Source organism: Prevotella sp. kh1p2, from assembly GCF_900111525.1.
Taxonomy (GTDB): Bacteria; Bacteroidota; Bacteroidia; order Bacteroidales; family Bacteroidaceae; genus Prevotella.
This window is the reverse complement of sequence record NZ_FOHY01000019.1, coordinates 1-24,102: the sequence shown is the minus strand read 5'-3', so window position 1 is coordinate 24,102 and position 24,102 is coordinate 1. Positions and strand designations below refer to the sequence as shown.

Genomic DNA, 24,102 nt, shown 5'->3' with positions numbered 1-24,102 from the left:
TTAACGCACTTTAACCACGTGCCGGTAACATTTGTTGCCACTGCTATGGCCAAGAAGCAATACCTTTGCTGCATCATTTTAAAACAAGAAAGAACATGAACCAAAGCAACATCCCGTTCCGGACATGGGACCTTGATTTACTGACAGACTATGTACTCAAGTTCCATCACCGTAACACCCGCAAGTATGGGGCGCTTCTGCTCAAACGCCTCATGACTTTGGGTGAGCATCATCACGAGTTGGATAAGGTAACAGACCACTTCCGCAACAGCATTCAAGACCTCGACACCCACTGCATGAAAGAGGAGAACGTGCTCTTTCCGTACATACTGGAGCTTTATGCCGCCTCTGAACTGAACCAGAAAATTCAGCCTTTCCATTGCGGTTCGATAGAGTTTCCCATTCACGCCATGATGGAAGACCACAGCGACGAGTTGAGCCGCCATCAGCGTATCGAAGAACTGACCAACGGCTATCAGGCTCCGGCCGGCAGTGAAGAAGAATACCAGCAAGTGCTCGATGCCCTCAAGCAGTTCAGGGGTTATATGGAAGAACACATTTATGTAGAAAACGAGATTTTGTTTCCACGTGCATTGCAGTTGGAAGCAAAGCATACAGTTACATTGACATGCAGATAAAAACCAAGCGAGTTTACGATGAACCGGCACCCGAGGATGGCTACAGGGTGCTTGTAGACCGCCTCTGGCCGCGTGGCTTGAGCAAGGACAAAGCGCGCATTGTCTGGTGGCCAAAACAAATAGCACCGAGCACGGAATTGCGGAAGTGGTTTGGCCATGCACCCGAACGGTTCGACGAGTTCGCAGCCCGTTACCGTTCAGAGCTGGCTGCCAATCCCAAGTTCGAGGAGTTCAGACAAGGGCTGGCCGCCCATCCCGTCGTCACACTTCTGTATGCCGCCCACGACACAGCCCATAACCAGGCCGTCGTATTGCAGCAAATGCTGATGCAACGGTGAGGCTATGGCGGGATAACAGCAGGGCTGGCGGCGTGCCTTTTGGCTGTATCAGAAAAAATGATTACCTTTGCAAGTTCAAAGTGTGATTATGAATAGTACCCGGTTTTTATCCATCCTGCTCGTTGCGTGCTTGACTTTGCCACTCGCGGCAAAGCCGATTCCGGAAGACGGTCCGCTCACAATAGACTACAAACTGCAGGCCTTGGGACAGCGATTGCTGCAAGGCAAGCAAGGCAGCATTGTGGCTATAGTTCCTGCTACTGGCGAAGTAAAGTGCATGGTCAGCCGAACGGCACTGGCCGACTCCATCAACCGCGCCATCGAGGTGGCTTATTCGCCGGGTTCTACCTTCAAGACTGCCCAGACGCTTACACTGCTTTCGGAGAACATTATCACCCCCGAGACCCAGTTCTCCTGCCACAAAGGCTTCTGGAAAGATAACCTGCACATAGGTTGCCATGTACACCATTCTCCGCTCAAGCTCATCGGCGCCATAGCCCACTCGTGCAACTCGTATTTCTGCAAGTCGTTCATGGCCATGATAAAAAACCGCACCCGCTATAAAAACAAGCTGGAAGCGGTTGATACCTGGCACGATTACATGACGAGCATGGGGTTGGGCCGGCCGCTCGGTATCGACCTGCCGGGCGAGCAGGGCGGCCTTGTGCCCAACGCCGCGTTGCTGGAAAAGCAATTCAGCGGCCGCTGGAACGAGAGCTCCATCATGTGGTTGGGAATGGGGCAGGGCGAAATTATGACCACGCCGCTGCAACTCTGCAACCTTGCAGCAATGATTGCCAATCGCGGCTTTTATTACATTCCGCACATACACCAGCCTACTGCCGCCGCTCCGCTCGACAGTACGTACACCTCCAGGCACCTGTGTAAGGCCACGCCGCAATCGCTCGAAACCGTCATTGCAGGCATGCGGGAGGCCGTAGTAAGCGGAACTTGCAAGATGATAGACAACGGCAACTATCAGATATGCGGCAAAACGGGAACAGCCGAGAACCCCGGCGAAGACCATTCCATCTTCATCGGCTTCGCTCCCATGGACGTTCCGCAGATTGCCATATCCGTTTATATCGAGAACGGAGGCTTCGGAGCCGACTTAGCAGCACCCCTGGCAGCGCTTATGATGGAGCAATACATAACCGGAAAACTATCCGAACGCTCGGAGCGCAAGGTAAAGCAATGGGAAAACTACTTTGTACTGCCTACCATCATCGAGGACGAAGCCGATGAATTTGAGGAAGTTCCGGGTGCCGAATAGCACCGGGTAAACCGGTTCCTCCGCACCATTACCGGTAAGTCATGCCTCCCCCGGCAGGTATGTCGTATTGCTTTCTGCAGCGGGTTCTGCCCTTCCGACAGCGTTGCCTGGCAGCTACGTAAATGTGTCTTTATATCATTGCCACACGCAAGTTTATCCCCCTGAATTTTTGAAAGCGGAATCTAACATTTCCGGAGGTGCCATTCAACAGCCTTGAAGGTGCCATTCAACAGCCTTGAAGCTATCCTTCAACGACCTTGAAAGTACTGTCTGCAAAAAAGTATCGTGTGGAAAACGGTTCGTAGTGCATACATTCAACTTTGCCGATTAGGAAATTTTCTTAAAATGATGCACTTTTCTTAGCTCGCTTTAAAATCAACAAAAAGACTTTAAAGTTGCACCCCAAAAGAGAATAAAAGGAGGAGCGGGCGCGTTTGTTTTGTGTAGAACCAACGAAATGTGCCTATGAATTATCGTCATTTTAAAGACTTTGGCGCTTATGCCAAGAATATATCGGAATTGATTTGGAACTATATTACGCACCGCGACTTGTTCCCCCATAATGCCAAACTGGCCATACAGCCGGATATAAACGAAGTGATTATAGAGAATCCTGACGAATGCAGGAACTGTGACTTCTATGAGCTGCGCAACTTCATCAGCATAACAGAGCAGGGAGGGCTCATTCCCAACGAGGCTGCCATCAGGATTCTGGCTAACAGATATTATCCGGCTACCATGTAGGGAGGAACTGAAAAATCCCGGAACGACCTTTACCGTTCCGGGATTTTACTTGTTTTGGGATTAATCGCGCAGGCATTTATCCAGTTCGGTAACTATGGCCTGCTTGTCGAGATGCTGCCCAATGAAGACCAGCTTCTGCATGCGGTCGCCGTAGTTCTCGTCCCAATCCTTGCGTACTGATGGGTTTTTCTCCATGAATTGGGCCAGTTCATCCTTTGGCATGGTGGCAAACCATTGCCCGGCATTACGCAGGTTGACCTGCTTACCGGCCTGTTCGAAAACATAGCAGGTTTCGGTTTCGTCTCTGAAATAGCAGATGCCCTTGCACCGAATAACGCTCTTGGGCCACTTGGTGGCTACGAATTCGTCGAACCGACTTAAGTCGAAAGCCGGCCTGCGGGTGTAGACAAAGGTCTCGATGCCATACTCCAAAGCCTCTCCCGACTCCTCGTTCTCCAGGTCTTCGTCGCCCTCAACGGCTTCAATCCAAGCTGCCGAGGTGGCTACTTTCTCAAAATCGAACATGTGAGTGTTGAGTATCTTGTCCAACTCCACGTTACCATAGTCGCATTCTATAATCTCCGCCTTGGGCTGCAGTGAGCGGATGATGCCGCGAAGTTTGCTCAAGTCGGTCTTGTCAATATCTGAAGCCTTGTTGAGCAGTACGATGTTGCAAAACTCTATCTGCTGAATGAGGAGGTTCTCGATGTCGTCCTCTTCTATATTCTGCTTCTTCAGGTCGTTTCCATTGGCAAACTCATCGCGCATACGGACAGCATCAACGATGGTAACGATGCTGTCGAGTTTGGCTATTCCGCCTTTAATGTATTTCGGACCCATGGTAGGGTAGGTGCTGATGGTTTGGGCGATGGGGGCAGGTTCGCAGATGCCGCTGGCCTCAATGACGATATAGTCGAAGCGCTGCATGCGGGTAATCTCGCTCAACTGCTGGACCAAGTCCATTTTCAAGGTGCAGCAGATGCAGCCGTTCTGCAGAGCAACCAGGCTGTCGTCCTTTTGTCCAACAACTCCTCCTTGCTCTATGAGGCTTGCATCGATGTTTACTTCGCCGATATCGTTGACGATGACGGCGAACTTAATGCCCTTGTTGTTGGACAGAATTCTGTTTACGAGTGTGGTTTTGCCGCTGCCCAGATAGCCTGTAAGCAGCAAAACGGGTATTTCCTGAACTTTCATATTACATTGTTAATTTATGGATTGCAAAGATAACGCAAGTTTTTAACACTGGCAAATCCAGCAAGTTAATTATGTTGACATCACACTCTGATGCGTGAAAAAAGACTAACAGATTTGGGTCTTACATTCTTTTGACTTATATTTGTAACTCACTCTAAAGATTATACGCATGAAGAAGATAGTTGCTTTTGTCCTTTTTACGATGGTGAGTATCGGCCTGAACGCCAAGGGTGGCAACTTTGAAGCCAAGCGTGACGTGCTGCCCGGCGGGTACAACTTCTGGGTCTATACTCCCGATGACTACGATGCACAAGGGCATCCGCTGCCTTTAATCATCTTTCTGCACGGTGCAAGCCTCTGTGGTAACAACCTCGACCGGGTACTGAGGTACGGAACCTTGGACGCAATCGAGAAGGGCAAGATTATTCCGGCACTGGTAGTGGCACCTCAAAACCCCGGTGGAGCGTGGAATCCGGATAAGATTAACGACATGCTGCAATGGATGGAAGCTCACTACCGGGTAGATGCGTCGCGTATATATGTGCTCGGCATGAGCCTTGGAGGCTACGGAACGCTTGACTTTGCAGGCACTTATCCCGACAAGATTGCCGCTGCCATGGCTCTGTGCGGTGGCTGTACGCTGAAGAACCAGCAAAACTTAGGCCGCGTGCCTCTGTGGATTATCCACGGAACTGCAGACAAGGCAGTGGGCGTAAACGAGTCGAAAGCCGTGGTGCAAGGGCTGCAGAAAGCGGGGAACGACAAACTGCTGCGTTACGACTGGATAAAAGGCGGCAGCCACGGGCTGCTGGCTCGCCTGTTCTACATGCAGAAAACGTACGACTGGCTCTTTGCTCATTCGCTGAAAGACCGGCCGAGGGGCGTTGACCGCAGTTTCGAGATAGACCGCGAAGACATAGCCCGTACCTATCAGGAGCTCAAGTTCCAGCCTGATATGTACGAAAACGACTGACCCTGGCAGTCCTCAGTTCTCGGTCTGCCTGCCGCGGGTCTCCCGGTTGCGCCTACTCCGTATAGTTGTGGTCTATCAGCAGGTGATAGTTGTAAGCAGGCAGAACGGCCTTCAGATGGCCCGTGAGATGTTCCATGAATGCCGCATCGTCGTGCACTTCATCATCCGGTACAACGTCCAGAGTAACCACTTTGGTGTCCTCGTAGAAGTAAAACGCATGCACTTCTACAACGTGTTCGTGCCCGTAAACGGTCTTCATGACCTTTTGTTGTATGTCTGCCAACTCTCCTTGGGTATTGACCGCATAGATACCAACGGTGGCTATGATGCCGTATTTCTCCATCAGCTGCTCGGTAATCTTGCGCGTCAGGCGGTGTATCTGCCGAGCGGACATGGTGTCGAGTACGTTGATGTGCAGCGAACCTATAATGGTTTGGGGGCCGTAATAGTTCAGTGTAACGTCGAAAACTCCATTCACCTCGTCGAAGCTCATTACCTCTTCTTTTATCCGGCGGACAAAATCGGCCGAAATGCTCTTGCCGAGCAGCTCGCTTACCGGCGAACTGAGCATGTCCACACCGGCCTTGACAACAACCAGCGATATCAGCGTTCCGAAGATGCCATCTAAGTTAACGTGCCACACCAGCATGACAACAGCCGAGAGTAGAGTGGCTATCGTGACGAAAGCATCAAATATGGCATCGGCTCCGCTGGCAATAAGCGAGTCGCTCTGCAGCTTCTTTCCCTTGTTCTTTACATACCGGCCAAGCACCAGCTTTACCAAAACGGCGGTAATGATAACCGTGAGCGTGAGCGTAGAGTAGGTGGGGGTAGAGGGATTGAAAATCTTCTTAACCGACTCGGCGAACGATGTTACGCCTGCCATGAGTACAATGATGGAGATGATAATGGCCGAAAAGTACTCTATCCGGCCTTATCCGAACGGATGCTTCCTGTCCGGATGGCGCTCTGAGAGCTTGGTGCCAACGATGGTTATGACACTTGCCAGGGCGTCGCTCAGGTTGTTTACGGCATCCATGACAATGGCTATAGAGCTTGCAAGCAGTCCTACAACGGCCTTGAAGGCCGCCAGGAGCACGTTGGCCGCTATGCCCACTACGCTTGTACGGATAATTTCCTTATTCCTGTCCATGTTGTAAGGTTTGGCCGGTAGTCAAGGTCTGCAGCTCTGCCGGCAGCTGAATACAGCCCGCGTGTATCTGTTCCAAGAGCTGCTGGCCCTTCTTGGTCAGGTTAAAACGCTGGCACCGGCTGTCCTCCTTGCATGCACGGCGCCTTATGCACGCCGATTTTTCGAGAGAAGCTATCACCTTTGAGGCATTTGAGCGCGTGAGACCAAGCTCGTCGGCAATCTCGCCCGACAGGAGGTTAGCTTTCTCTGAAAGCACACACAGCAACATAGCCTCATTCATGTTGATGCCTACTGTCTTTTCAAGTTCGGCTTCGAATGAGGCTATGGCCCTGTATATGTCTCTGATGCTACAAATACATTGGGTGTCCATGAGCTTATTTCAAGAGTGTCTCTTTGATAATCTGCTCAAACTGCGCCTTGTTAAGCGCGCCCACCTGCATTTGCGGTTTGCCCTCTTTAGGTATGAAGAGCAACGACGGGATGGAACGGATGCCAAAGAGGGCAGCCAGCTCCTGCTGCTTGTCAACGTCAACTTTGTACACGTCGAGCTTGCCTTCGTAATCGCCGGCCAGTTCTTCCAGGATGGGAGCCGTGGCCTTGCAGGGACCGCACCAGGTTGCATAAAAATCGATGATGGCGGGCTTGTCGCCCTCAAATACCCACTTGTCGGGATTCTTCTCGAAATCCATTACTTTCTTCTTGAATTCCGCTACGGTCAGTTCTGTTGGTTTCATTTTCTTATTCTCCTTTTTGTTTGTTGTTGTTACTTGTGCTTGAGCCGGCTTTGGTGTGCCGGATTTCTGTGTGCATGAGCCAAAGGTCAGCAGGCCTAAGGCGGCAGTCAGAATTATATTTGCGTTCATTGCGCTTTGCGTTTACAGTTTGAATATTTCCTTTATCTTCTCTTCCAGCTGTTGCCGGTTCATTGTTCCGAGCATGAGAACAGGCTCTGCACCGGCCTGGGCAAACAGCAGTGTGGGGATGGTACGGATGTTGAACTTGCTCTCCAGCTCCGGACTGGCCTCAATGTCGGCCTTGTAAAAGTCAGCAACCTGGCCGTACTTGCCGGCCAGCTCTTCAAAGATAGGAGCTAAAGCCGTGCAGTAACTGCACCACGGAGCATAGAAATCTACAATGGCCGGCTTGCTGCCTGCGAACGTAAAGTCTTTGAGCGAGCCCGCACCTACCAACTTCTCGAACTCTTTATGATTAATCTCTTTAGCATTCATCATATTCAATCGTTATGGTTGTTGTTATTTATTTCCTTTGGAAAACAATGCAAAGATAGCTTATTTTGGCTTTACCAACAAATTTCCAAGGGAAAACACATGCTCTTATAACATGCTTTAACCAAAACGGGCGGTCGTTAACATTTTCCTAAGGAAAAGAAAATAAGCAGACTGTTTCAAGCCATCTCTGTGGGGAAAGACAGCATGCCTGGGCACAAAAATCGGTAGCACAGGTGCTTGAAACAGTTTTGGCAGCATGCTGAATGGTTGACTCGGGAGCTTCCGACACTTGTCGCATAATCATTCGACAAGTGTCGCACGATCGTGCGACAAGTGTCGAAAGTTCCTGAAGGCATCAGTCAAGGTAGCTTTAGCATATTATTCAGATGATTCTGACCAAAGTATTGGCAAGGAGCTACGCACACAAGGCGGTGCCATTATATATAATAATGTGGAAAACTGCTTGGAGGCAAGCCTGAAACTTGGCGCTCATTTTGCCGGCGGCACTGGCGGTTAGGGGTTAAATTCCTTTATCTTGGCCATAAAGATGGCACCGTATTTATTGGCTTTAAACTCGCCAATGCCCGGTACTTGCAGAAATTCATCCATAGTATTGGGTCTGCGCACGGCCATTTCCTGCAACACCTTGTCGCTGAAGACGATGTAAGTGGGCAGTCCCTGAGCCTGAGCCAACGCAGTGCGAACTTGGCGCAAGGCCTCGAAAAGACCCTTGGAAGCGGGAGAGAGTGATGGATTTGAAGGCTGAGGTTTGGTTAAATGAACTTCGGGAAACAGGTTTTGCGAAGTCGCATTGCGTCTGGCAGCCCTGTCGTTACCTTGAGCTATGCCGGCCGGGCGGGGCTTGCTGTCAGCTGCTTTGGCAAGTCTGGCCGTCGTGCGGCCAAAAAGCACATCGCGGCCGGCATCGGTCAGTTTGAGTATTCCGCCCAAATCGTAGCGCAATTCGTAAAATCCCATCTGCAACATCTGCACCATGTAGTCGCGCCATTCGGCCATGGAAATGTCTCTTCCGGCACCGAAAGTCTTCAATTTGTCGTAGGCGCATCTGGTTATCGTGTGCGATCGGTGGCCGCAGAGTATGTCTATTATGGTTCCGGTTTTGGCTTGCTCGTTGGTTCGGGCTATCGCACTGAGCGCTTTCTGCACAATCTCGGTACCGTCAATCTTCTGTTTCGGATGCAGGCACACATCGCAGTTGCCGCAATCGTGATTGTATTGCTCGCCGAAATAGTTCAGCAGTATGCGCCGCCGGCATACGCTGCTGGTGGCATACTCCTTCATGCGCTGCAGCTTCTCGATATTGATGGCTCGCTGCTCACTGTCTTCGGCAAAGCGCGAAAGCTGATACATATCGCCGGGAGAGTAGAACAGCAGCGTGTCTGCCGGTGCCCCGTCACGGCCTGCACGGCCTATTTCCTGGTAGAAACTCTCAATGCTTTTGGGCAAGTTATAATGCACTATCCAGCGAATGTTGCTCTTGTCAATCCCCATGCCAAAGGCTATCGTGGCGCACACAACCTGCAACTTGTCTTCCTTGAAGAGGTTCTGCACCCGCGCACGCTCCGCCGCACTCATGCCTGCATGATAGGCCGCGGCATTCACATTGCCATGCAGAAGCTCGGTGGCAACGGTTTCCGCAGTCTTTCTGCTTAAGCAGTAGATAATGCCGGCGTCGCCCGGATGGAGACGGATGTAGTGGTTGATGATTTTCAGTTTGGCCGCTTTTCGGGTTTCGTAGTTCACGGCAAGCGAGAGATTGGGGCGGTCAAACGAGGATACATAGGTCTTGCCGTTCAGCTTCAGCTGCCGGATGATGTCCTGACGGGTTATTTTGTCGGCCGTTGCCGTTAAGGCCACAACGGGCACGTGGGGATAAGTTTTTTTCAAAATGCCCAACTGCGAATATTCAGGACGGAAGTCGTGCCCCCACTGACTGATGCAGTGGGCTTCGTCAATGGCAAAAAGGCTTATCTTTATTTCGTTGAAAAGAAATGGCAATTCGGCTATCAGCGTCTCGGGAGAAACGTAGATGAGCTTCAGGTCTCCGGCCTGGCACTTGCGCCGAATACTTACCCGCTCGTTCATACTGTTGCCGCTGTGCAATGCTGCCGCCGGAATATCGTTGGCCACAAGCGCCTGTACTTGGTCGTGCATGAGGCTGATAAGCGGCGAAACCACTACGGCCGTACCCGGCAAGACGAGGGCGGGAATTTGGTAGCAAAGGCTTTTTCCGCCGCCTGTAGGCATGAGCACCATGCAGTCTTTGCCGGCTATAATGTCACCGATGATTTCCTGCTGATTGTTTCGGAAGGATGAGTAGCCATAATATTTCTTGAGAATGTCAGTTATGTTCATTGCTATAATTTTGACACAAAGTTACACTATTCTTGCAAAAAAGTTATGTAAAAACTTGAAGAATTAAAAATAAATCCTTAATTTTGCATGTTAAAAGGAAGAATACAGTTTTTTAGCATTATTATATGGCGAAGTATAACTTAACAGAGAAGAAAGAGAAAGAGGCAGCCTACCGTACTCTGGTAAGCCCAAAGTTGATGGATGAACTCGAGGAAAAAATCAACGACATTGTCTTAATTCACAAGAAATATAAAGACAAGAACTATTCTGCCAAGCGCTTGGCAGAAGATCTTGGCACGAATACCCGCTACATATCGGCTGTGGTGAACGTGAGATTTCACATGAATTATACCTCATTCGTAAACCAGTATCGTATCCGCGAGGCCATGTCACTCTTGGTAGACAAGCGCTACCAGGGTCTGAACATGGAGGATATCTCCGATATGGTAGGGTTCTCGAACCGCCAGTCGTTCTATGCGTCGTTCTACAAATTGAACGGTTGTACGCCCCGTGACTACAAGATACGGCACCTGGCTCAGCACCCGTCACTTACGGAGAAACCGCACAAGCGTGGACGCAGGCCCGGTTCGAAAAACAAAGCAAAGTCTACTACAGAAGCATAACGGATAGATGACAGAAGGAGATTTCAAGTATTCGGACGAGCACTTTGCTGACATTCAGCTGTTAAGATATCGCCTGAAAGGTTTTGAAAATCTTACTACACAACAAAAGGCATACATCTACTATCTTGCTAAGGCCACCTTGTGCGGTCGTGACATTACCACCGACCAGTTTGGCCGTTACAACCTCCTGATACGTAAAACGCTGGAGGCTGTGTATGAAGACTACCAGGGTTCTCGCAATCAAAATGATTTCAGGGCTTTAGAGACTTATCTGAAAAGGGTTTGGTTCTCCAATGGCATCTATCATCATTATGGTTGCGAGAAATTTGTTCCCGGATTTTCGGAGCGTTTCCTGCGCGATGCCGTTTGCGGAATAAAAGCTGATAAGCTCCCACTTGATAACAACGAGACTGCCGATGAGCTGTGTGACAGGATTTTTCCGGTTATATTTGATGCCGATGTACTGCCTAAACGCGTTAACCAAACGGCGGGGGAGGACTTGGTTATTACCTCTGCATGCAATTTCTATGAAGGAGTAAGCCAGCAGGAGGTTGAGGATTATTACGCCTCGCAAAAGGATTTATCGACTGCAAACCAACCTTCGTGGGGGCTAAACTCCAAACTGGTAAAGCGCAACGGCAAAGTATTTGAAGAAAAATGGACCGCTGACGGGCTGTATGGCAAGGCCATCAAGCAAATAGTATGCTGGCTGACCAGAGCCGCCGAAGTTTGTGAAAACGCCCAGCAGGAAAAGGTTATCAATCTTCTGATAAGATATTATCAAACAGGTGATTTGCATCTTTTTGATGAATACTCCATTGAATGGCTGAAGGAACAGGACGGACAGGTTGATTTTATCAATGGGTTCATCGAAGTTTATGGTGACCCATTGGGCATAAAAGGTTCTTGGGAGGGACTTGTGGAATACAAGGATATGGATGCAACCCGCCGAACCCGCACCATCAGCGAGCAAGCACAGTGGTTCGAAGACCACAGTCCGGTGGACGCCCGCTTCAAGAAGAAAACAGTAAGGGGAGTTACCGCTAATGTTATATGTGCTGCGATGCTCGGTGGAGACGAATATCCGGCAAGTGCCATCGGCATCAACCTGCCTAATGCAGAATGGATTAGGGCTCAGTATGGCTCTAAAAGCGTTACTATCGGAAATCTGACTGAAGCATATAACAAAGCTGCCAAGGGCAATGGCTTCCTCGAAGAGTTTGTTGTAGACTCTGAAACGATTGATCTGATAAACAAATACGGTGAGCTTTGCGACGACCTGCATACTGATTTGCACGAGTGCTTGGGGCATGGCAGCGGGCAACTGCTGCCCGGCACCGATCCTGATGCACTGAAAGCTTACGGCAGTACCATAGAGGAAGCCCGGGCAGACTTGTTCGGTCTCTATTATATTGCGGATGAAAAGATGCTGGAATTGGGGCTTGTCCCAAATAAAGAAGCCTATCAGTCACAATATTATACCTACATGATGAACGGACTGATGACGCAACTTGTTCGCATCGAAGAAGGTCAGCAGATAGAAGAGGCTCACATGCGCAACCGGTCGCTGATAGCTTATTGGGCGCTGGATAAAAGCAAAGAAAGCCGTGCCGTGGAGATTGTGAAAGGCACGAACGGAAAATCGTATGTCCAAATCAATGACTTCCAAATGCTTCGGGAATACTTTGCAGAAGAGCTGACAGAAATACAGAGGATTAAGAGTGAGGGTGACTTTGAGGCTGCACGCATGCTTGTAGAGAGATACGGTATCAAAATCAATGCCGAGTTACATAAGGAAGTGAAGACGCGATACACAAAACTGAACATTGCGCCTTACAAGGGCTTTATCAATCCACGTATGCTTCCGGTGTATGATAAGAATGGGATGATAATCGATATCAAACTGGACTATACGGAAACATATACACAGCAAATGTTGCGTTACTCCAAAGAATACGGATTGTTATGACAGAAGATATACACGAAAAAGTACAGGAAATCAAGCGTTCATTCCGTTTCGTGATGAGCGGCCCAACGGCCCAATCCATGCGCAGCAAAGGTTTAGATTACAAAATCAATTGGGGCATCCCAGTTCCGGAGTTGCGGCAGATGAGCAAGAAGTATGGTAAAAACTACGAATTGGCCATTGAACTGTGGAAAGAAGACATCAGGGAATGTAAGATTCTGGCCACACTCATCATGCCGGCCGACCAGATGCCGGCTGAAGTAACGGATATCTGGATGGAGCAAACGCACACTATTGAGTTGGCCGAAATGGCAGCCTTCAATCTTTATCAGCACTTGGACTATGCCCCGATGTTGGCATACAAATGGATGGCATCAGATGTGGAATTGCAACAAATCACAGCCTATAACATCCTGTCGCGCCTTTTCATGAGTGGCAGAGAACCCAACGAGCGCGGTATCAACGAGTTTCTTGACCAGGTAACAGTCGCCTTGCAAGGGACAAGCACATCGTTGAAACATGCTGCCTACAACAGTTTGCTGCGCTTCTCGGAACTTGGCTTGATGTATGAGCGGGTTGCAAAGTCTGCCTGCAAGCGCTGTGGACTTGATTTACTGTAATCTGTCGGCCTTTACACTCCATTTTATCAAAATAACTGCTTTATTTAGTTTTTTTCAATTTCTGATTGCTCAAATATGACCAAAATGTAGTAATTTTGTGCATTAAGAAGTATAATTTCTAAATGAAGAATGACATCTTTGTAACCGTACGGCAAATTCTGGACTCGTATCTTGAGGTAAACAACCATCGCAAGACACCGGAAAGGTATGCTGTACTGAAAGCTGTGTACAGTATGAAGGGTCATTTTTCGTTGAAAGAATTAAGTCATCAATTAGAGGAAAACAATTTTTTGGTGAGCCGTGCAACCCTCTACAACACGATGAAGCTCTTCCAGGAGCTGCGTCTGGTGATTTGTCACAGGCTTCAGGGCATCACCAAGTATGAAGCATGCTATAATAAGGACAGCCATTGTCATCAGATTTGTACGATTTGCGGTAAGGTTGTTGAGATAGAGGCTCCAAATATTCTGCAGGCTTTAGAGGACACAAAACTGAAGCGTTTCCGCAAAGATGGCTTTGTGTTGTACGTCTATGGCGTATGCAGTACGTGCCAAGCAAAAATCACGCGAAAGAAAACTCTCGTGAAAAGAAAATATTAATAAATCAATAGAAATGAACACAGGAAAAGTTGATGTCCTGCTCGGATTGCAGTGGGGCGATGAAGGTAAAGGCAAAGTTGTTGATGTGCTGACCCCTCACTATGATGTCGTTGCACGCTTTCAAGGAGGCCCTAACGCTGGTCATACACTGGAATTTCAAGGTCATAAGTATGTTCTGCGCAGCATTCCTTCCGGTATCTTTCAGGGCGGAAAAACAAACAGCATCGGTAATGGTGTGGTTCTGGCACCCGACTTGTTCATGGAAGAAGCCAAAGAACTGGAAAAAAGTGGCCACGATCTTAAGTCCATTCTTCATATCTCTAAAAAAGCCCACCTCATCATGCCCACACACAGAATATTGGATCGTGCCTACGAGGCTGCCAAAGGCAAAGACAAGGTTGGCACTACGGGAAAAGGCATCGGCCCGACATATACCGACAAAGTGAGCCGAAATGGTCTTAGGGTAGGTGATATCACCAATGGATTCAGCGACAAGTATGCAGCTCATAAGGCTCGCCACATGCAAATGCTCAAGGCTCTTGGCTGGTCAGACTTCGAGGGATTTGAGGAAGTGGAGCAGAAGTGGATGCAAGGAGTTGAATATCTTCGTCAATTTCAGTTGGTAGACAGTGAACACGAACTCAACAACCTGCTGCGCAGCGGCAAGAGCATTCTCTGCGAAGGAGCCCAGGGAACCATGTTGGATGTCGATTTTGGCAGCTATCCTTTTGTTACTTCTTCCAATACGATATGTGCCGGCGCATGTACAGGGCTGGGAGTCGGCCCCAATAAGATTGGTAATGTATTCGGAATAATGAAAGCCTACTGTACCCGGGTGGGTGCCGGTCCGTTCCCAACCGAGCTCTTTGACGAAACCGGCGCTGCCATTCGTAACATCGGTCACGAGTACGGGGCAGTAACAGGCCGCGAGCGCAGGTGCGGCTGGATTGATCTGGTGCAGTTACGCTACAGCATTATGATTGACGGCGTAACCAAGTTGATTATGATGAAGAGCGACGTTCTCGACAGCTTTGAAACCATCAAAGCCTGTGTGGCCTATAAGCTGAAAGACGGCAGCCTGACTACAGAACTGCCTTATGAGATTGATGATGTAGAACCGGTTTACAAAGAGTTCCCCGGATGGAAAACTGATATGACGAAGTTTACTCATCAAGAACAGTTCCCCGAGGCTTTCAACAACTACGTCAAATTTCTAGAAGACTATCTGGAAACTCCAATCTGCATTATTTCCATTGGCCCGGATCGTGAACAGACCATTGTCATCAAATAAAAATAGATTATTAATATATAGTAAACAAATATGTCACAGAAACCATCCATCCCAAAGGGTACAAGAGACTTTGGCCCAGAGGAGATGGCAAAAAGAAACTATATCTTCAACACCATTAAGGATGTGTATGCCCTCTACGGATTCCAACAGATAGAAACTCCTGCCATGGAAACCCTGCACACGTTGATGGGTAAGTATGGAGAGGAAGGCGACAAACTGTTATTCAAGGTTCTTAATTCAGGAGATTATCTGAACAAAGTAACCGACGAGGAACTAAGAGGTCGCAACCCGCTCCACCTGGCAACAAAACTGTCAGAGAAAGGGCTGCGCTACGATCTCACCGTACCTTTCGCCCGCTATGTCGTTATGCACCGAGACGAGCTTCAGATGCCCTTCAAGCGCTATCAAATTCAACCTGTTTGGCGTGCCGACAGGCCGCAGAAGGGTCGCTACAGAGAGTTCTACCAGTGTGATGCCGATGTGGTGGGATCCGACTCCTTGCTTAATGAAGTCGAGCTCATGCAGATTGTTGACACCGTCTTTTCTAAATTCGGAATACGCGTTCAGATAAAGATTAACAACCGTAAGATACTAACAGGCATAGCAGAAACAATAGGTGCGAGCGACAAAATAGTCGACATAACGGTTGCGATAGATAAACTGGAGAAAATAGGAATAGCCCAGGTGAACGAAGAACTGCGTGCCGACGGCCTCTCCGAAGAAGCTATAACTAAGCTGCAGCCCATCATTTCATGCCAAGGAACTAACGAAGAGAAGCTGTCTATCATATCCGGAGTGTTGAAGAACTCCGAAGTAGGCCTGAAAGGTATAGAGGAAACCAAGTTCATTCTCTCCACGCTACAAGCCGTGGGACTGAAGAACGAAATCCAGTTCGACCTTACTCTGGCGCGTGGTCTGAATTACTACACCGGCGCTATTTTTGAAGTAAAGGCGCTCGACACGCCAATGGGCAGTATCACCGGTGGCGGCCGTTACGACAACCTGACCGGAATTTTCGGCATGCCGGGACTGAGCGGCGTCGGCATCAGCTTCGGAGCAGACCGCATTTACGACGTTCTGAACGCGCTCAACCTATATCCCACCGAGGCAGTAAACACCACCCAGGTTCTGTTCATCAACTTTGGCGAGACCGAAGCAGCCTACTGTCTGCCCATTATCTCTAAGGTCCGTCAGGCTGGCATACGTGCAGAACTGTATCCGGACAATGCTAAAATGAAGAAGCAGATGGCCTATGCCAACGCCAAGCACATACCTTACGTAGCTTTGGCAGGCGAAAACGAGATAAACTCCCATAAGGTTACACTTAAGAATATGCAATCAGGCGAACAAAGCCTGGCAGATGTCGAGGAACTTATAGCATTGGTAGCTAACGGCTAATAAAAAGGTACTTGTCCCTACAAGATAAGCAGATGATTGCCGTCACTGCATTATTTAGATACGGGATAAATTACAGTTGCTTAATGAAATTTGTACTACAAGACAGTGAAATTATTCCAATTTAATTCTATCTTTGCAACATAAGAGGTGGAAGCAACCATAAACAGAACAGAAGATGAAAGAAAACGAGGCATACGAAAGATTGATAGCAAACGGCGTCCGTCCGTCTGCACAGCGCCTTGCCATCATGGAGTATCTGCTCACACACCACACTCACCCCACGGTGGAAGAGGTTTACAGGGGGTTGAATACTAAGATACCAACCTTGAGTCGCACCACAGTGTATAATACTTTGCGCATTTTGTCAGAGCACCACGCAGCCCAAATGCTGACAATCGACGATCACCACATTTGTTACGACAGCGATACAGAACCTCATGTGCATTTTTTTTGCAAGCATTGCGGTAAGGTTCTTGACTTGATGGAGGCAGAGGCACCCGTTGTTGACGTAAAGAACATAGGTAACAACATTGTCGACGAAGTTCATTTATATTATAAAGGAACATGCGCCGAGTGTGCTAAGAGGCAAGAAAAAGTAAACGAAGTAAATTAAGAACATTCACTTTTTACAGTCTAATTTTATACAAAAACATTATGAAGAAGAAATTTATCTGCACCGTATGTGGTTACATCCACGAGGGTGAAGAACCTCCTGCCCAGTGTCCAATCTGTAAGGCTCCGGCCAGCAAGTTCAAGGAGATGGCTCTTGATGATGAGCCCGAGTTTGCAACTGTTCATGATCTGCGCCGCGCCTACAAAGATGAAGTAAGCGAAGAAATCATCATGCACTGCAAGAACACATTCGCCGGCGAATGCAGCGAAGTAGGTATGTACCTGGCAATGGCTCGTCAGGCAGACCGTGAGGGTTATCCCGAAATAGCCCGTTCATTCGAACATTACGCTTACGAGGAGGCTAATCACGCTTCTCGTTATGCTGAACTGCTTGGCGAGGTGCTCTCTGATACAAAGAGCAACCTCGAAGCCCGCATCGCTGCAGAGAAGAGTGCGTGTGCCGACAAGTTTGAAATAGCCAAGCTGGCAAAGAAAGAAGGCTCGGATGCAGTGCATGACACAATCCACGAAATGGCAAAAGACGAAGCCCGTCATGCCGCAGGTTTCATGGGTCTCTACAACCGCTATTTCAAGAAGTAATCTTCTGAAGAGCAGTCAAAAAATCAAAAAAAGGCAGTTGGGACTTTCCGGCTGCCTTTTCTTTTTGTGTCAAACAGAAATACGGAACGCAGAAACGGGTATATCATCAAGTCCAATTTGATGTTTAAAAAGCATCAGGCAAATGCCCAAAAGCTATGCTTCGTGAACTTTCGACAAGTGTCGCACGATCGTTTGACATTTGTCACATAATCATGCGACATTTGTCGAAAGTTCCGAAGCCGTATCGTTGAACCTGCGGATACAGCCGTCATGCCACCTTCTGTTTCATTCAGAATACTCTCCAGGTTCACAAGTTGCCTCTTGCAACTCATGTCCAGAACTCCTTACTGCCGGTTTCCTCCATTTCACCGCCACATTTAGGGCAAGTGTGACTGTTCCACTTGCTAATCCAGCTACTGCCACAACGCAGACAAAGTCGGCCTACTTCAGTGTTGAAACTCGGCGCTACGTCGCCTTTCACGCCGCCAACAACCAAGTTCTGTATGGTGTGGCAGTCTGGGCAAGTCATCTGTACAATGTGTTGCCCGAATAATCCCTTACCTTCGTAAATATCTACTTTATAGCCACAAGAGCTGCATTTCATTTCTTTCTTTACTGCCATACTGAGTTACATTACACCATTCACCGTTTGCAAAGTTATTCGTCCAGCAGGCGCCGGTATAGTTTCTCATACTGCAGAGCAACCTTTGCGGCATCATGATGACGGCGAACATACTCAATGCTTTGTTTACTTTTCAGGCTTACCTCTTCCGGATGAAGTACCAAAAACTCCAGTTGGCGCACCACATCGTCATAGTCAGGCCGCACGTTGACTATCGGTCTCAACTCCTGTTCATGCAACAGGTCGTAGCTTTCGGGCTCACCTCCACCCACGCATATAACTCCTTGGCTCATAGCTTCTAAAGCATTCATCGCCGGAGTATAGCTGTAAAGCTGGTCCAGAATGACATCGCTGTCGCCCAACATCGTCTGGTAGCGATGGAATGGCACATTTTCTGCTATTTCGAGTTCCGCTTTATCAGGGTATTTGGCAACAACATAGCGAGCCGCTTTCAGCATAATGTCCGTACCTTTATATTCACTTCTCCTGCTGTTTATGCCAATGAACAGGCGGAGTTTGGCGTCGTTGCGTGCGTAATGCTTAAGCGACTTGTTGTGTAAGTTGATGGGGAAGGGGATGAAGGTGGTCTTGTCAGGAAACAGAGGGCGATAGCAGACGTCGTATTCATAAAGACCGGTTACGATGAAATCGCAGTTTTTGGCAATGTATTGGTTCAGTTTGCCTTTCGGAGTACCTATCCAATCGCGTTGCTCCTTCAATGCGTCGCGATTGTTTCTCAACTCGTTGCCGATATTGAAATCGCTGTAACGGAGCGGTTTACGCGTAATGTTCTCGTGAACCCAATAGTAATCCATGCCGAAAGCTCCGAGTACAATCTTCTGATTGTGCCTGCGGAGGAACTTGTAAATGGGGAAAATCCTCTCTGCTTTGAGTTCCAGAAACATGGGATTGATGAGTTGTACCACGTCATATCCCACCAGACTGCGGCGCAGTTGCAACAATCGCAGCATGTACCTTATGCCACCAATGCGGCCGGGAGTCCTCGAGAGGTCGATATCTCGGCGATAATCTTTCCAAAAGTCACCGTTCGAAATGACTGTTACCTCATGTCCAAGCGCGCGAAGTGCCTCGGCCAGCGTCCAGTGTACATTGCTGTATTCGCCCAGCAGCAGTATTTTCATGACTTTATCTGCACATTAAAACCAGGAGTTTTCTGCCCACAGAGCTGTTTATGGCTTTGCGGAAGAAGGTGTAATTGCGCGTATAATGCTTGTCGGGGAGAGGAAACAGCCCTTTTTCTGTCAACCGCCCAATGGCTTCATCCAGCCTACTGGAGCTGTGTGTGAGCTTGATGGTGTTGTAGAGAAAGTCCATTGTAAGCTGGGCTATCCTACGTTCCAGAGCCTTTCTGGAGGCGTCAGGCAGCGAGCCGAGCATGTTTTGGAAGTAGTAGATGGTACGCTCCGTGTCGGCAAGTCGCTTGACATGGTGGTGTATATCCTTGCTTCGCGTCAGCGAGTTGGCACGTGCGCGGTAGAAATAGGCCCTGCAATCGGTGGCAAACACACGCTCGCACTGCAACAGCAGCTGTGGAGTAAATTGCTCGTCTTCATGCAGCAATCCCGGTTCAAAGCGGAGAGATCCGAGCTTGTCACGCCTGAATATATAGCTCCATGGGGTTACAGAGATGTTGTGTTTGCCCATGTATTCGCTGCCGGTGGCAGGACCAACGACCGAGAAGGGTGGGGTAACCCGCGTGCAGTCTGGCTGATTGAACAGTACGATGTCTGGGTTCTCATAGCGAACGATGTCTGCACAATGCTCGTAAGGTACCCTAATGAGGTAATCATCGCCGTCTATGAAGTGCACGTACTTGGCGGTAGCCATCCGCAAACCGGCATTTCTGGCTGCAGAAGGCCCCCTGTTGGGCTGGCGGATATAGACGATATCGTCGGCAAACTTAGCCAGTTCAAACAATGGTGATACGACCGAACCGTCATCCACAAGTATAATCTCCCGCTCTTCAGGGCGCAATGACAATTCTGTAATACTGTTCAGACATTCTTCCAGCATCTCTCCGGTCAGGTTATAGGCCGTGATGATGAAAGCTATCAACTTGTTTTCTTGAACATTCTGTGTATCTGGCATAAGCGTTTTAATCCTATCAGTCGTTTCAAATTGAGTTTTATCGTTCCGCTCAAAGGAACATCCGGCACGTCGGGAACTGTCCCCGTAAGGTGGTGAACATCCAGTGCAATATTGAGAATGTAGGAATAATAGTCGCGCAGAGGTTGCCTGTAAGTGGCATTTTGGCCATGTTTGTCCCACTGATTACGAAACATCAGGTTGTGTATGTTGAGCAAGTAAGCCAATTCCCGGCCGCCTGCTTGGGCCGTCAAGCCATTCGGATTGTCGCGATAAAGGTAGCTCCCCCTGTCGGTAATGGCAACTTTCCTGCATTGCCTGAGCAGGAGCGGCAGCGTGGCAGCATCTTCAAAGACCTGCCCGGAGGGATATTTTACTTCTCTAAACAGCGCTTTCCGGTATATTTTATTGCACGCATAGCAGTGCACATAGGCTTTTGCCACGAGCCAATAGTTGTCCATGTCGTCGTAAACTCCACACGGCAGGCGCATCAGATGTTTGCTGTTTCCATCTTCGACGAGCTCGGAAACGGGGTATTCCAGGATGTCATAATCGGGATGAAGGTCAAGAATTGCCATCAGACTTGTCCATGTTTCCGGCGCTAACTTGTCGTCACTGTCCACAAAAGTGATGTAATCACCCCGGGCAGAAGCTATGCCCGTGTTTCTTGCTTCCGAAAGACCACGATTTTGCTCGTGATGTTTCAGGATAATGCCAGGCTCCCGTTCGGCGTAAGTCTTGCAGATATTGAAGCTGTTATCCGTAGAGCAGTCGTCTACGAGGATGAGTTCACAGTCTGCGTACGATTGCTCCAACACACTGTCGAGACAATCGGAAAGGGTGCATTCAACATTATAAACCGGTATGATAACGGACAGTTTCATTGTTGCAAATTTAGTGAAAGTTTCTTGAAGATAACAGTAGAGAAAGCGTTTTTTATAATAATTTGATGGAATTGGCGTTAATTTGTTGATGGAAAATAAAGGGACAGACGATTCATATTCACACATTTTGAAGTACACCGGGCTCTTTGGAGGAGTTCAGGGACTGAATATACTGATTGGACTGATACGCACCAAGCTGGTTGCCCTGATACTCGGCCCGCACGGCATGGGGCTAATCTCTCTTTACAATTCCACCATCAAGTTGGTTTCCGACTCCTCTAACCTTGGCCTCTCAATGAGTGCAGTCAAGAACTTATCGCCTGATTTCGAGGCTGGCAGAGAGCAGGAAGCCCGGCAGACCATTAAACTCATACGCTCGTGGAGCTGTATCACCGCTCTGGCCGGCATGTTGCTGTGTGCTCTCCTGAGCCCTTTGCTCAACCAGGTGACATTCAACGCCGAAAACCATACGCTGCAATACTTTCTTCTTTCACCTGTTGTGGGCCTGCTGGCTGTCACTTCCGGAGAAACTGCCATACTGAAGAGCGCACGGCGACTGAGGCAACTGGCCACCATCTCCGTCTATAACGTCATTGGACTGCTGGTTACCAGCATACCTATTTATATATTGTTCGGAGAGCCGGGCATTGTTCCGTCACTCCTTGTCGGTGCATTTGTCCAGATGCTGCTCACCATTGGCTACAGCTACAAGCTGTTTCCGCCCCGGATATCGCTGTCTTTTCAATTTCTTAGAAACGACCACGGCATGATTAAACTGGGCATTGCTTTTGTTCTGGCCGGCATCCTCGGGAGCGGTGCAGAATTCGCCATACGGTCTTTTCTTAATCGGGCGGGCTCGTTGGATACGGTAGGACTGTACAATGCAGCTTACATGATGGTGATGACATACGCCGGAGTTGTCTTCACTTCTATGGAGACCGACTACTTTCCCCGCTTGTCTGCGGCAAGGCGGGAGAGTTTAAACGAAATCGTCAATCGGCAGATAGAAGTCAGCCTCCTTGTCGTTTCACCGCTTCTGATAGTCTTCATCATCGGCATGCCCATATTGCTGCCATTGCTCTATAGCGGCAAGTTTATGCCGGTACTCGGCATGATTCAAGTCAGCGTACTGGCCATGTACCTGCGAGCCATTAACCTGCCAATAGCGTATATCCCGCTGTCGCGCGGCGATTCAAAGAGCTATCTGCTCATGGAGGGCATCTATGACATGGCCATGGTGCTGCTTGTCATAACCGGTTACCGCCATCAGGGGCTGTTCGGTATAGGCGTTGCGTTGACGGCTCTGGCCGTAACCGACTTCATTGTGTTGTGCCTCTACATGCGGCACAAGTACGGTTACAGGCTGTCGGCCAGCGTGCTCAAGTATGCAGCAGTACAGTGTTCAGTCGGTTTGTTGGCCTATGCACTCACGCGTACCGCTCTCTCTTGGCTATACTGGGCAGGCGGCATCGGGCTTTTCTGCATCAGTGCTGCGTTCTCGTTGTGGATATTAGGCATTAAAAAGAATACGCCATGATAACCGTACTCGTTGCAATCTACAATGCGCAAGCCTATCTGAAAAGGTGTATCGACTCGCTTTTGCGCCAGACCTACACAGATTTGCAGGTCATCTGTATAGACGATTGCTCGACGGATTCTTCCTGGGAGATTCTGCAGCGCTATGCTTCACAAGACAAACGGATAATGACTCTCCGGCTTGAAGAAAACACAGGGCAGGCCCATGCACGGAATGTTGGGATAAAATATGCCACGGGTGAGTACATTGCATTTCTTGACAGCGACGACTGGCTGGCCGATGACGCACTGAAGCAGGTGTGGAATACTTTTGCAGCACATCCGCAAACAGACTGCGTACTGCTGCATGTGGTGAATACGGATGGGGCAGGAAAGGACGTTCCTTACCCGATGCAGGATTTTGACTGCATGGAAGGGAAGGAGGCCTTTGCGCAAAGTATCGACTGGAATATTCATGGCGTGTACGTAGCCAGGGCTTTTCTGTATCGCCAATTCCCTTTCGACGAAACCTGCAGGAGCTACAGCGACGACAATACAACCCGAATACATTATTACAACTCGCGCGAAGTAAGATACTGCCGGGGCACTTACTATTATTATCAGAACATGAATTCTACCACCCGAAAAACAGACATAAGCCGACTGGACCAGCTGAAAGCCAACGAGAGCATGAAGCAACAGCTTATCCGATTGGGGGTAACTGACGGAATGATAAGCAGATACGAAAACGCGAGATGGCTCAACGTGGTAGACTCCTACATGTTTTTTTACCAGCACAGGCATGCGTTTTCACGGCACGAAAACAGCTTTGCGCTCGGAGAAATCCACCGGGTATGGCAAACGATTGAGACAAGCAGGCTGGGCCGGAACAAGCATAAATTCGGTTATATGCCCCTGAAACCGTGTTGGCTGTTGTTTCGCATGGAAGAAGAACTGTACTTCACACTCCGCCGCTTTCGCTGCATCCGCCGCCTGCGTAAACTCTTCGGCTAAGTGACCTGTACTGAATAAGTTGACAGTTTACATCAAACAAAAAAAGTAAAAAGTCATGAAACAGTACAATGAAATCGAAAAACTGGAGTTATTACGTCGGTACCTCACGAGTGGCCTGTCGATACGCGCCTTTTCCGCAAGTGCCGGCATTCCCGTGGCGACATTCTTCGGATACCTCCGCGCGTACGGCCACCCCGACAACTCATCAATTCCCTTGCTTATGAAACACGAAGAACTGCCAACCACGCTCGACGAACTTCGCGCCCAGCTGCTCGAGGAGCGCAAGGCGCATGAAGCAGAACTGAAGCGCCTGAAGAAGGAACTGGCCCAG

General features: G+C 48.9%; 25 protein-coding genes and 1 pseudogene. 16 read left to right on the top strand and 10 right to left on the bottom strand.

What is annotated here, in order from left to right; genetic code table 11:
* Positions 1–95 precede the first annotated feature (95 nt).
* From BMW31_RS10960 to BMW31_RS10945, 4 genes are all read left to right on the top strand, one after another.
* A complete protein-coding gene (locus tag BMW31_RS10960; protein WP_091825680.1) occupies positions 96–638 on the top strand; it encodes a hemerythrin domain-containing protein in 543 nt (180 codons plus the stop codon).
* Positions 635–976 (top strand): DUF488 domain-containing protein, encoded by a 342-nt coding sequence (locus BMW31_RS10955; RefSeq protein WP_410524447.1) that lies wholly within the window; start codon positions 635–637, stop codon positions 974–976. The genes BMW31_RS10960 and BMW31_RS10955 overlap by 4 nt, the downstream gene beginning before the upstream one ends.
* A gap of 88 nt (positions 977–1,064) precedes the next feature.
* Positions 1,065–2,249, top strand: a complete 1,185-nt coding sequence (locus BMW31_RS10950; RefSeq protein WP_091825673.1) for a penicillin-binding transpeptidase domain-containing protein — start codon at positions 1,065–1,067, stop codon at positions 2,247–2,249.
* Positions 2,250–2,714: 465 nt separating this feature from the next.
* Positions 2,715–2,993 (top strand): hypothetical protein, encoded by a 279-nt coding sequence (locus BMW31_RS10945; protein WP_091825670.1) that lies wholly within the window; start codon positions 2,715–2,717, stop codon positions 2,991–2,993.
* A 60-nt stretch (positions 2,994–3,053) separates the two neighbouring features.
* Here the strand turns inward: BMW31_RS10945 and BMW31_RS10940 are convergent, their stop codons facing one another.
* Positions 3,054–4,190, bottom strand: a complete 1,137-nt coding sequence (locus tag BMW31_RS10940; RefSeq protein WP_091825667.1) for a GTP-binding protein — start codon at positions 4,188–4,190, stop codon at positions 3,054–3,056.
* Positions 4,191–4,359: 169 nt separating this feature from the next.
* Between BMW31_RS10940 and BMW31_RS10935 the strand changes: the two genes are divergently transcribed.
* Entirely contained in the window at positions 4,360–5,163 is an 804-nt protein-coding gene (locus BMW31_RS10935; RefSeq protein WP_091825664.1) for a carboxylesterase family protein, read from the top strand.
* Positions 5,164–5,215: 52 nt separating this feature from the next.
* Here the strand turns inward: BMW31_RS10935 and BMW31_RS10930 are convergent.
* From BMW31_RS10930 to recQ, 5 genes and pseudogenes are all read right to left on the bottom strand, one after another.
* Positions 5,216–6,316, bottom strand: a pseudogene (locus BMW31_RS10930) (cation diffusion facilitator family transporter).
* Entirely contained in the window at positions 6,303–6,686 is a 384-nt protein-coding gene (locus BMW31_RS10925; protein ID WP_091825661.1) for a MarR family winged helix-turn-helix transcriptional regulator, read from the bottom strand. Before BMW31_RS10925 ends, BMW31_RS10930 begins: the two are co-directional and overlap by 14 nt.
* Before the next feature lie 4 nt (positions 6,687–6,690).
* Positions 6,691–7,179: a thioredoxin gene (gene trxA / locus BMW31_RS10920; RefSeq protein ID WP_091825656.1), complete on the bottom strand. Its 489-nt coding sequence runs from the start codon at positions 7,177–7,179 to the stop codon at positions 6,691–6,693.
* A 12-nt stretch (positions 7,180–7,191) separates the two neighbouring features.
* Positions 7,192–7,548 carry a thioredoxin family protein gene (locus BMW31_RS10915; protein WP_091825652.1) on the bottom strand — a complete coding sequence of 119 codons (357 nt, stop codon included), beginning with the start codon at positions 7,546–7,548 and terminating at the stop codon, positions 7,192–7,194.
* 510 nt (positions 7,549–8,058) lie between these two features.
* On the bottom strand, positions 8,059–9,921 hold the full coding sequence (gene recQ, locus BMW31_RS10910; protein WP_091825649.1) for a DNA helicase RecQ: 1,863 nt from the start codon (positions 9,919–9,921) through the stop codon (positions 8,059–8,061).
* 125 nt (positions 9,922–10,046) lie between these two features.
* Here recQ and BMW31_RS10905 point away from each other — a divergent pair, with 125 nt between their 5' ends.
* The 8 genes from BMW31_RS10905 to BMW31_RS10870 all read left to right on the top strand — a co-directional run bounded on the left by BMW31_RS10905 (position 10,047) and on the right by BMW31_RS10870 (position 17,630).
* On the top strand, positions 10,047–10,544 hold the full coding sequence (locus tag BMW31_RS10905; RefSeq protein WP_091825646.1) for a helix-turn-helix domain-containing protein: 498 nt from the start codon (positions 10,047–10,049) through the stop codon (positions 10,542–10,544).
* A gap of 7 nt (positions 10,545–10,551) precedes the next feature.
* Positions 10,552–12,513 (top strand): dipeptidyl-peptidase 3 family protein, encoded by a 1,962-nt coding sequence (locus BMW31_RS10900; RefSeq protein WP_091825643.1) that lies wholly within the window; start codon positions 10,552–10,554, stop codon positions 12,511–12,513.
* Positions 12,510–13,130: a DNA alkylation repair protein gene (locus BMW31_RS10895; RefSeq protein WP_091825640.1), complete on the top strand. Its 621-nt coding sequence runs from the start codon at positions 12,510–12,512 to the stop codon at positions 13,128–13,130. Before BMW31_RS10900 ends, BMW31_RS10895 begins: the two co-directional genes overlap by 4 nt.
* 122 nt (positions 13,131–13,252) lie before the next feature.
* Positions 13,253–13,729, top strand: coding sequence for a Fur family transcriptional regulator (locus tag BMW31_RS10890; protein WP_091825636.1), 477 nt, complete (start codon positions 13,253–13,255; stop codon positions 13,727–13,729).
* 13 nt (positions 13,730–13,742) lie between these two features.
* Positions 13,743–15,020 (top strand): adenylosuccinate synthase, encoded by a 1,278-nt coding sequence (locus tag BMW31_RS10885; RefSeq protein ID WP_091825632.1) that lies wholly within the window; start codon positions 13,743–13,745, stop codon positions 15,018–15,020.
* 30 nt (positions 15,021–15,050) lie between these two features.
* Positions 15,051–16,418 (top strand): histidine--tRNA ligase, encoded by a 1,368-nt coding sequence (gene hisS / locus BMW31_RS10880; RefSeq protein ID WP_091825629.1) that lies wholly within the window; start codon positions 15,051–15,053, stop codon positions 16,416–16,418.
* A 175-nt stretch (positions 16,419–16,593) separates the two neighbouring features.
* Positions 16,594–17,031, top strand: coding sequence for a Fur family transcriptional regulator (locus tag BMW31_RS10875; RefSeq protein ID WP_091825626.1), 438 nt, complete (start codon positions 16,594–16,596; stop codon positions 17,029–17,031).
* Positions 17,032–17,072: 41 nt separating this feature from the next.
* On the top strand, positions 17,073–17,630 hold the full coding sequence (locus BMW31_RS10870; protein ID WP_091825623.1) for an NADH peroxidase: 558 nt from the start codon (positions 17,073–17,075) through the stop codon (positions 17,628–17,630).
* 328 nt (positions 17,631–17,958) lie between these two features.
* On the opposite strand, the gene BMW31_RS13605 is transcribed toward BMW31_RS10870, so the two are convergent.
* Genes BMW31_RS13605 through BMW31_RS10850 form a run of 4 tightly spaced genes read right to left on the bottom strand, consistent with a single transcriptional unit; the run spans position 17,959 to position 21,242 of the window.
* Positions 17,959–18,252: a hypothetical protein gene (locus BMW31_RS13605; RefSeq protein WP_091825620.1), complete on the bottom strand. Its 294-nt coding sequence runs from the start codon at positions 18,250–18,252 to the stop codon at positions 17,959–17,961.
* 35 nt (positions 18,253–18,287) lie between these two features.
* Positions 18,288–19,394: a glycosyltransferase family protein gene (locus BMW31_RS10860; RefSeq protein ID WP_091825617.1), complete on the bottom strand. Its 1,107-nt coding sequence runs from the start codon at positions 19,392–19,394 to the stop codon at positions 18,288–18,290.
* A 4-nt stretch (positions 19,395–19,398) separates the two neighbouring features.
* Positions 19,399–20,361, bottom strand: coding sequence for a glycosyltransferase (locus BMW31_RS10855; RefSeq protein WP_091825614.1), 963 nt, complete (start codon positions 20,359–20,361; stop codon positions 19,399–19,401).
* Entirely contained in the window at positions 20,325–21,242 is a 918-nt protein-coding gene (locus tag BMW31_RS10850; RefSeq protein ID WP_091825611.1) for a glycosyltransferase family 2 protein, read from the bottom strand. Before BMW31_RS10850 ends, BMW31_RS10855 begins: the two co-directional genes overlap by 37 nt.
* A gap of 88 nt (positions 21,243–21,330) precedes the next feature.
* Here BMW31_RS10850 and BMW31_RS10845 point away from each other — a divergent pair, with 88 nt between their 5' ends.
* The 3 genes from BMW31_RS10845 to BMW31_RS10835 all read left to right on the top strand — a co-directional run.
* Positions 21,331–22,779 carry an oligosaccharide flippase family protein gene (locus tag BMW31_RS10845; RefSeq protein WP_091825606.1) on the top strand — a complete coding sequence of 483 codons (1,449 nt, stop codon included), beginning with the start codon at positions 21,331–21,333 and terminating at the stop codon, positions 22,777–22,779.
* Positions 22,776–23,771, top strand: coding sequence for a glycosyltransferase family 2 protein (locus BMW31_RS10840; RefSeq protein WP_091825603.1), 996 nt, complete (start codon positions 22,776–22,778; stop codon positions 23,769–23,771). The genes BMW31_RS10845 and BMW31_RS10840 overlap by 4 nt, the downstream gene beginning before the upstream one ends.
* 55 nt (positions 23,772–23,826) lie before the next feature.
* The coding region (locus BMW31_RS10835; protein WP_091825600.1) for a transposase at positions 23,827–24,102 on the top strand (276 nt) is incomplete at its 3' end.

Excerpts from the sequence above, each read along its gene's own strand:
- BMW31_RS10960 (WP_091825680.1), top strand. The coding sequence starts at position 96 with ATGAACCAAAGCAACATCCCGTTCCGGACATGGGACCTTGATTTACTG.
- BMW31_RS10950 (WP_091825673.1), top strand. The coding sequence starts at position 1,065 with ATGAATAGTACCCGGTTTTTATCCATCCTGCTCGTTGCGTGCTTGACT.
- BMW31_RS10945 (WP_091825670.1), top strand. The coding sequence starts at position 2,715 with ATGAATTATCGTCATTTTAAAGACTTTGGCGCTTATGCCAAGAATATA.
- BMW31_RS10940 (WP_091825667.1), bottom strand. The coding sequence starts at position 4,190 with ATGAAAGTTCAGGAAATACCCGTTTTGCTGCTTACAGGCTATCTGGGC.
- BMW31_RS10935 (WP_091825664.1), top strand. The coding sequence starts at position 4,360 with ATGAAGAAGATAGTTGCTTTTGTCCTTTTTACGATGGTGAGTATCGGC.
- BMW31_RS10925 (WP_091825661.1), bottom strand. The coding sequence starts at position 6,686 with ATGGACACCCAATGTATTTGTAGCATCAGAGACATATACAGGGCCATA.
- trxA (WP_091825656.1), bottom strand. The coding sequence starts at position 7,179 with ATGAACGCAAATATAATTCTGACTGCCGCCTTAGGCCTGCTGACCTTT.
- BMW31_RS10915 (WP_091825652.1), bottom strand. The coding sequence starts at position 7,548 with ATGATGAATGCTAAAGAGATTAATCATAAAGAGTTCGAGAAGTTGGTA.
- recQ (WP_091825649.1), bottom strand. The coding sequence starts at position 9,921 with ATGAACATAACTGACATTCTCAAGAAATATTATGGCTACTCATCCTTC.
- BMW31_RS10905 (WP_091825646.1), top strand. The coding sequence starts at position 10,047 with ATGGCGAAGTATAACTTAACAGAGAAGAAAGAGAAAGAGGCAGCCTAC.
- BMW31_RS10900 (WP_091825643.1), top strand. The coding sequence starts at position 10,552 with ATGACAGAAGGAGATTTCAAGTATTCGGACGAGCACTTTGCTGACATT.
- BMW31_RS10895 (WP_091825640.1), top strand. The coding sequence starts at position 12,510 with ATGACAGAAGATATACACGAAAAAGTACAGGAAATCAAGCGTTCATTC.
- BMW31_RS10890 (WP_091825636.1), top strand. The coding sequence starts at position 13,253 with ATGAAGAATGACATCTTTGTAACCGTACGGCAAATTCTGGACTCGTAT.
- BMW31_RS10885 (WP_091825632.1), top strand. The coding sequence starts at position 13,743 with ATGAACACAGGAAAAGTTGATGTCCTGCTCGGATTGCAGTGGGGCGAT.
- hisS (WP_091825629.1), top strand. The coding sequence starts at position 15,051 with ATGTCACAGAAACCATCCATCCCAAAGGGTACAAGAGACTTTGGCCCA.
- BMW31_RS10875 (WP_091825626.1), top strand. The coding sequence starts at position 16,594 with ATGAAAGAAAACGAGGCATACGAAAGATTGATAGCAAACGGCGTCCGT.
- BMW31_RS10870 (WP_091825623.1), top strand. The coding sequence starts at position 17,073 with ATGAAGAAGAAATTTATCTGCACCGTATGTGGTTACATCCACGAGGGT.
- BMW31_RS13605 (WP_091825620.1), bottom strand. The coding sequence starts at position 18,252 with ATGGCAGTAAAGAAAGAAATGAAATGCAGCTCTTGTGGCTATAAAGTA.
- BMW31_RS10860 (WP_091825617.1), bottom strand. The coding sequence starts at position 19,394 with ATGAAAATACTGCTGCTGGGCGAATACAGCAATGTACACTGGACGCTG.
- BMW31_RS10855 (WP_091825614.1), bottom strand. The coding sequence starts at position 20,361 with ATGCCAGATACACAGAATGTTCAAGAAAACAAGTTGATAGCTTTCATC.
- BMW31_RS10850 (WP_091825611.1), bottom strand. The coding sequence starts at position 21,242 with ATGAAACTGTCCGTTATCATACCGGTTTATAATGTTGAATGCACCCTT.
- BMW31_RS10845 (WP_091825606.1), top strand. The coding sequence starts at position 21,331 with ATGGAAAATAAAGGGACAGACGATTCATATTCACACATTTTGAAGTAC.
- BMW31_RS10840 (WP_091825603.1), top strand. The coding sequence starts at position 22,776 with ATGATAACCGTACTCGTTGCAATCTACAATGCGCAAGCCTATCTGAAA.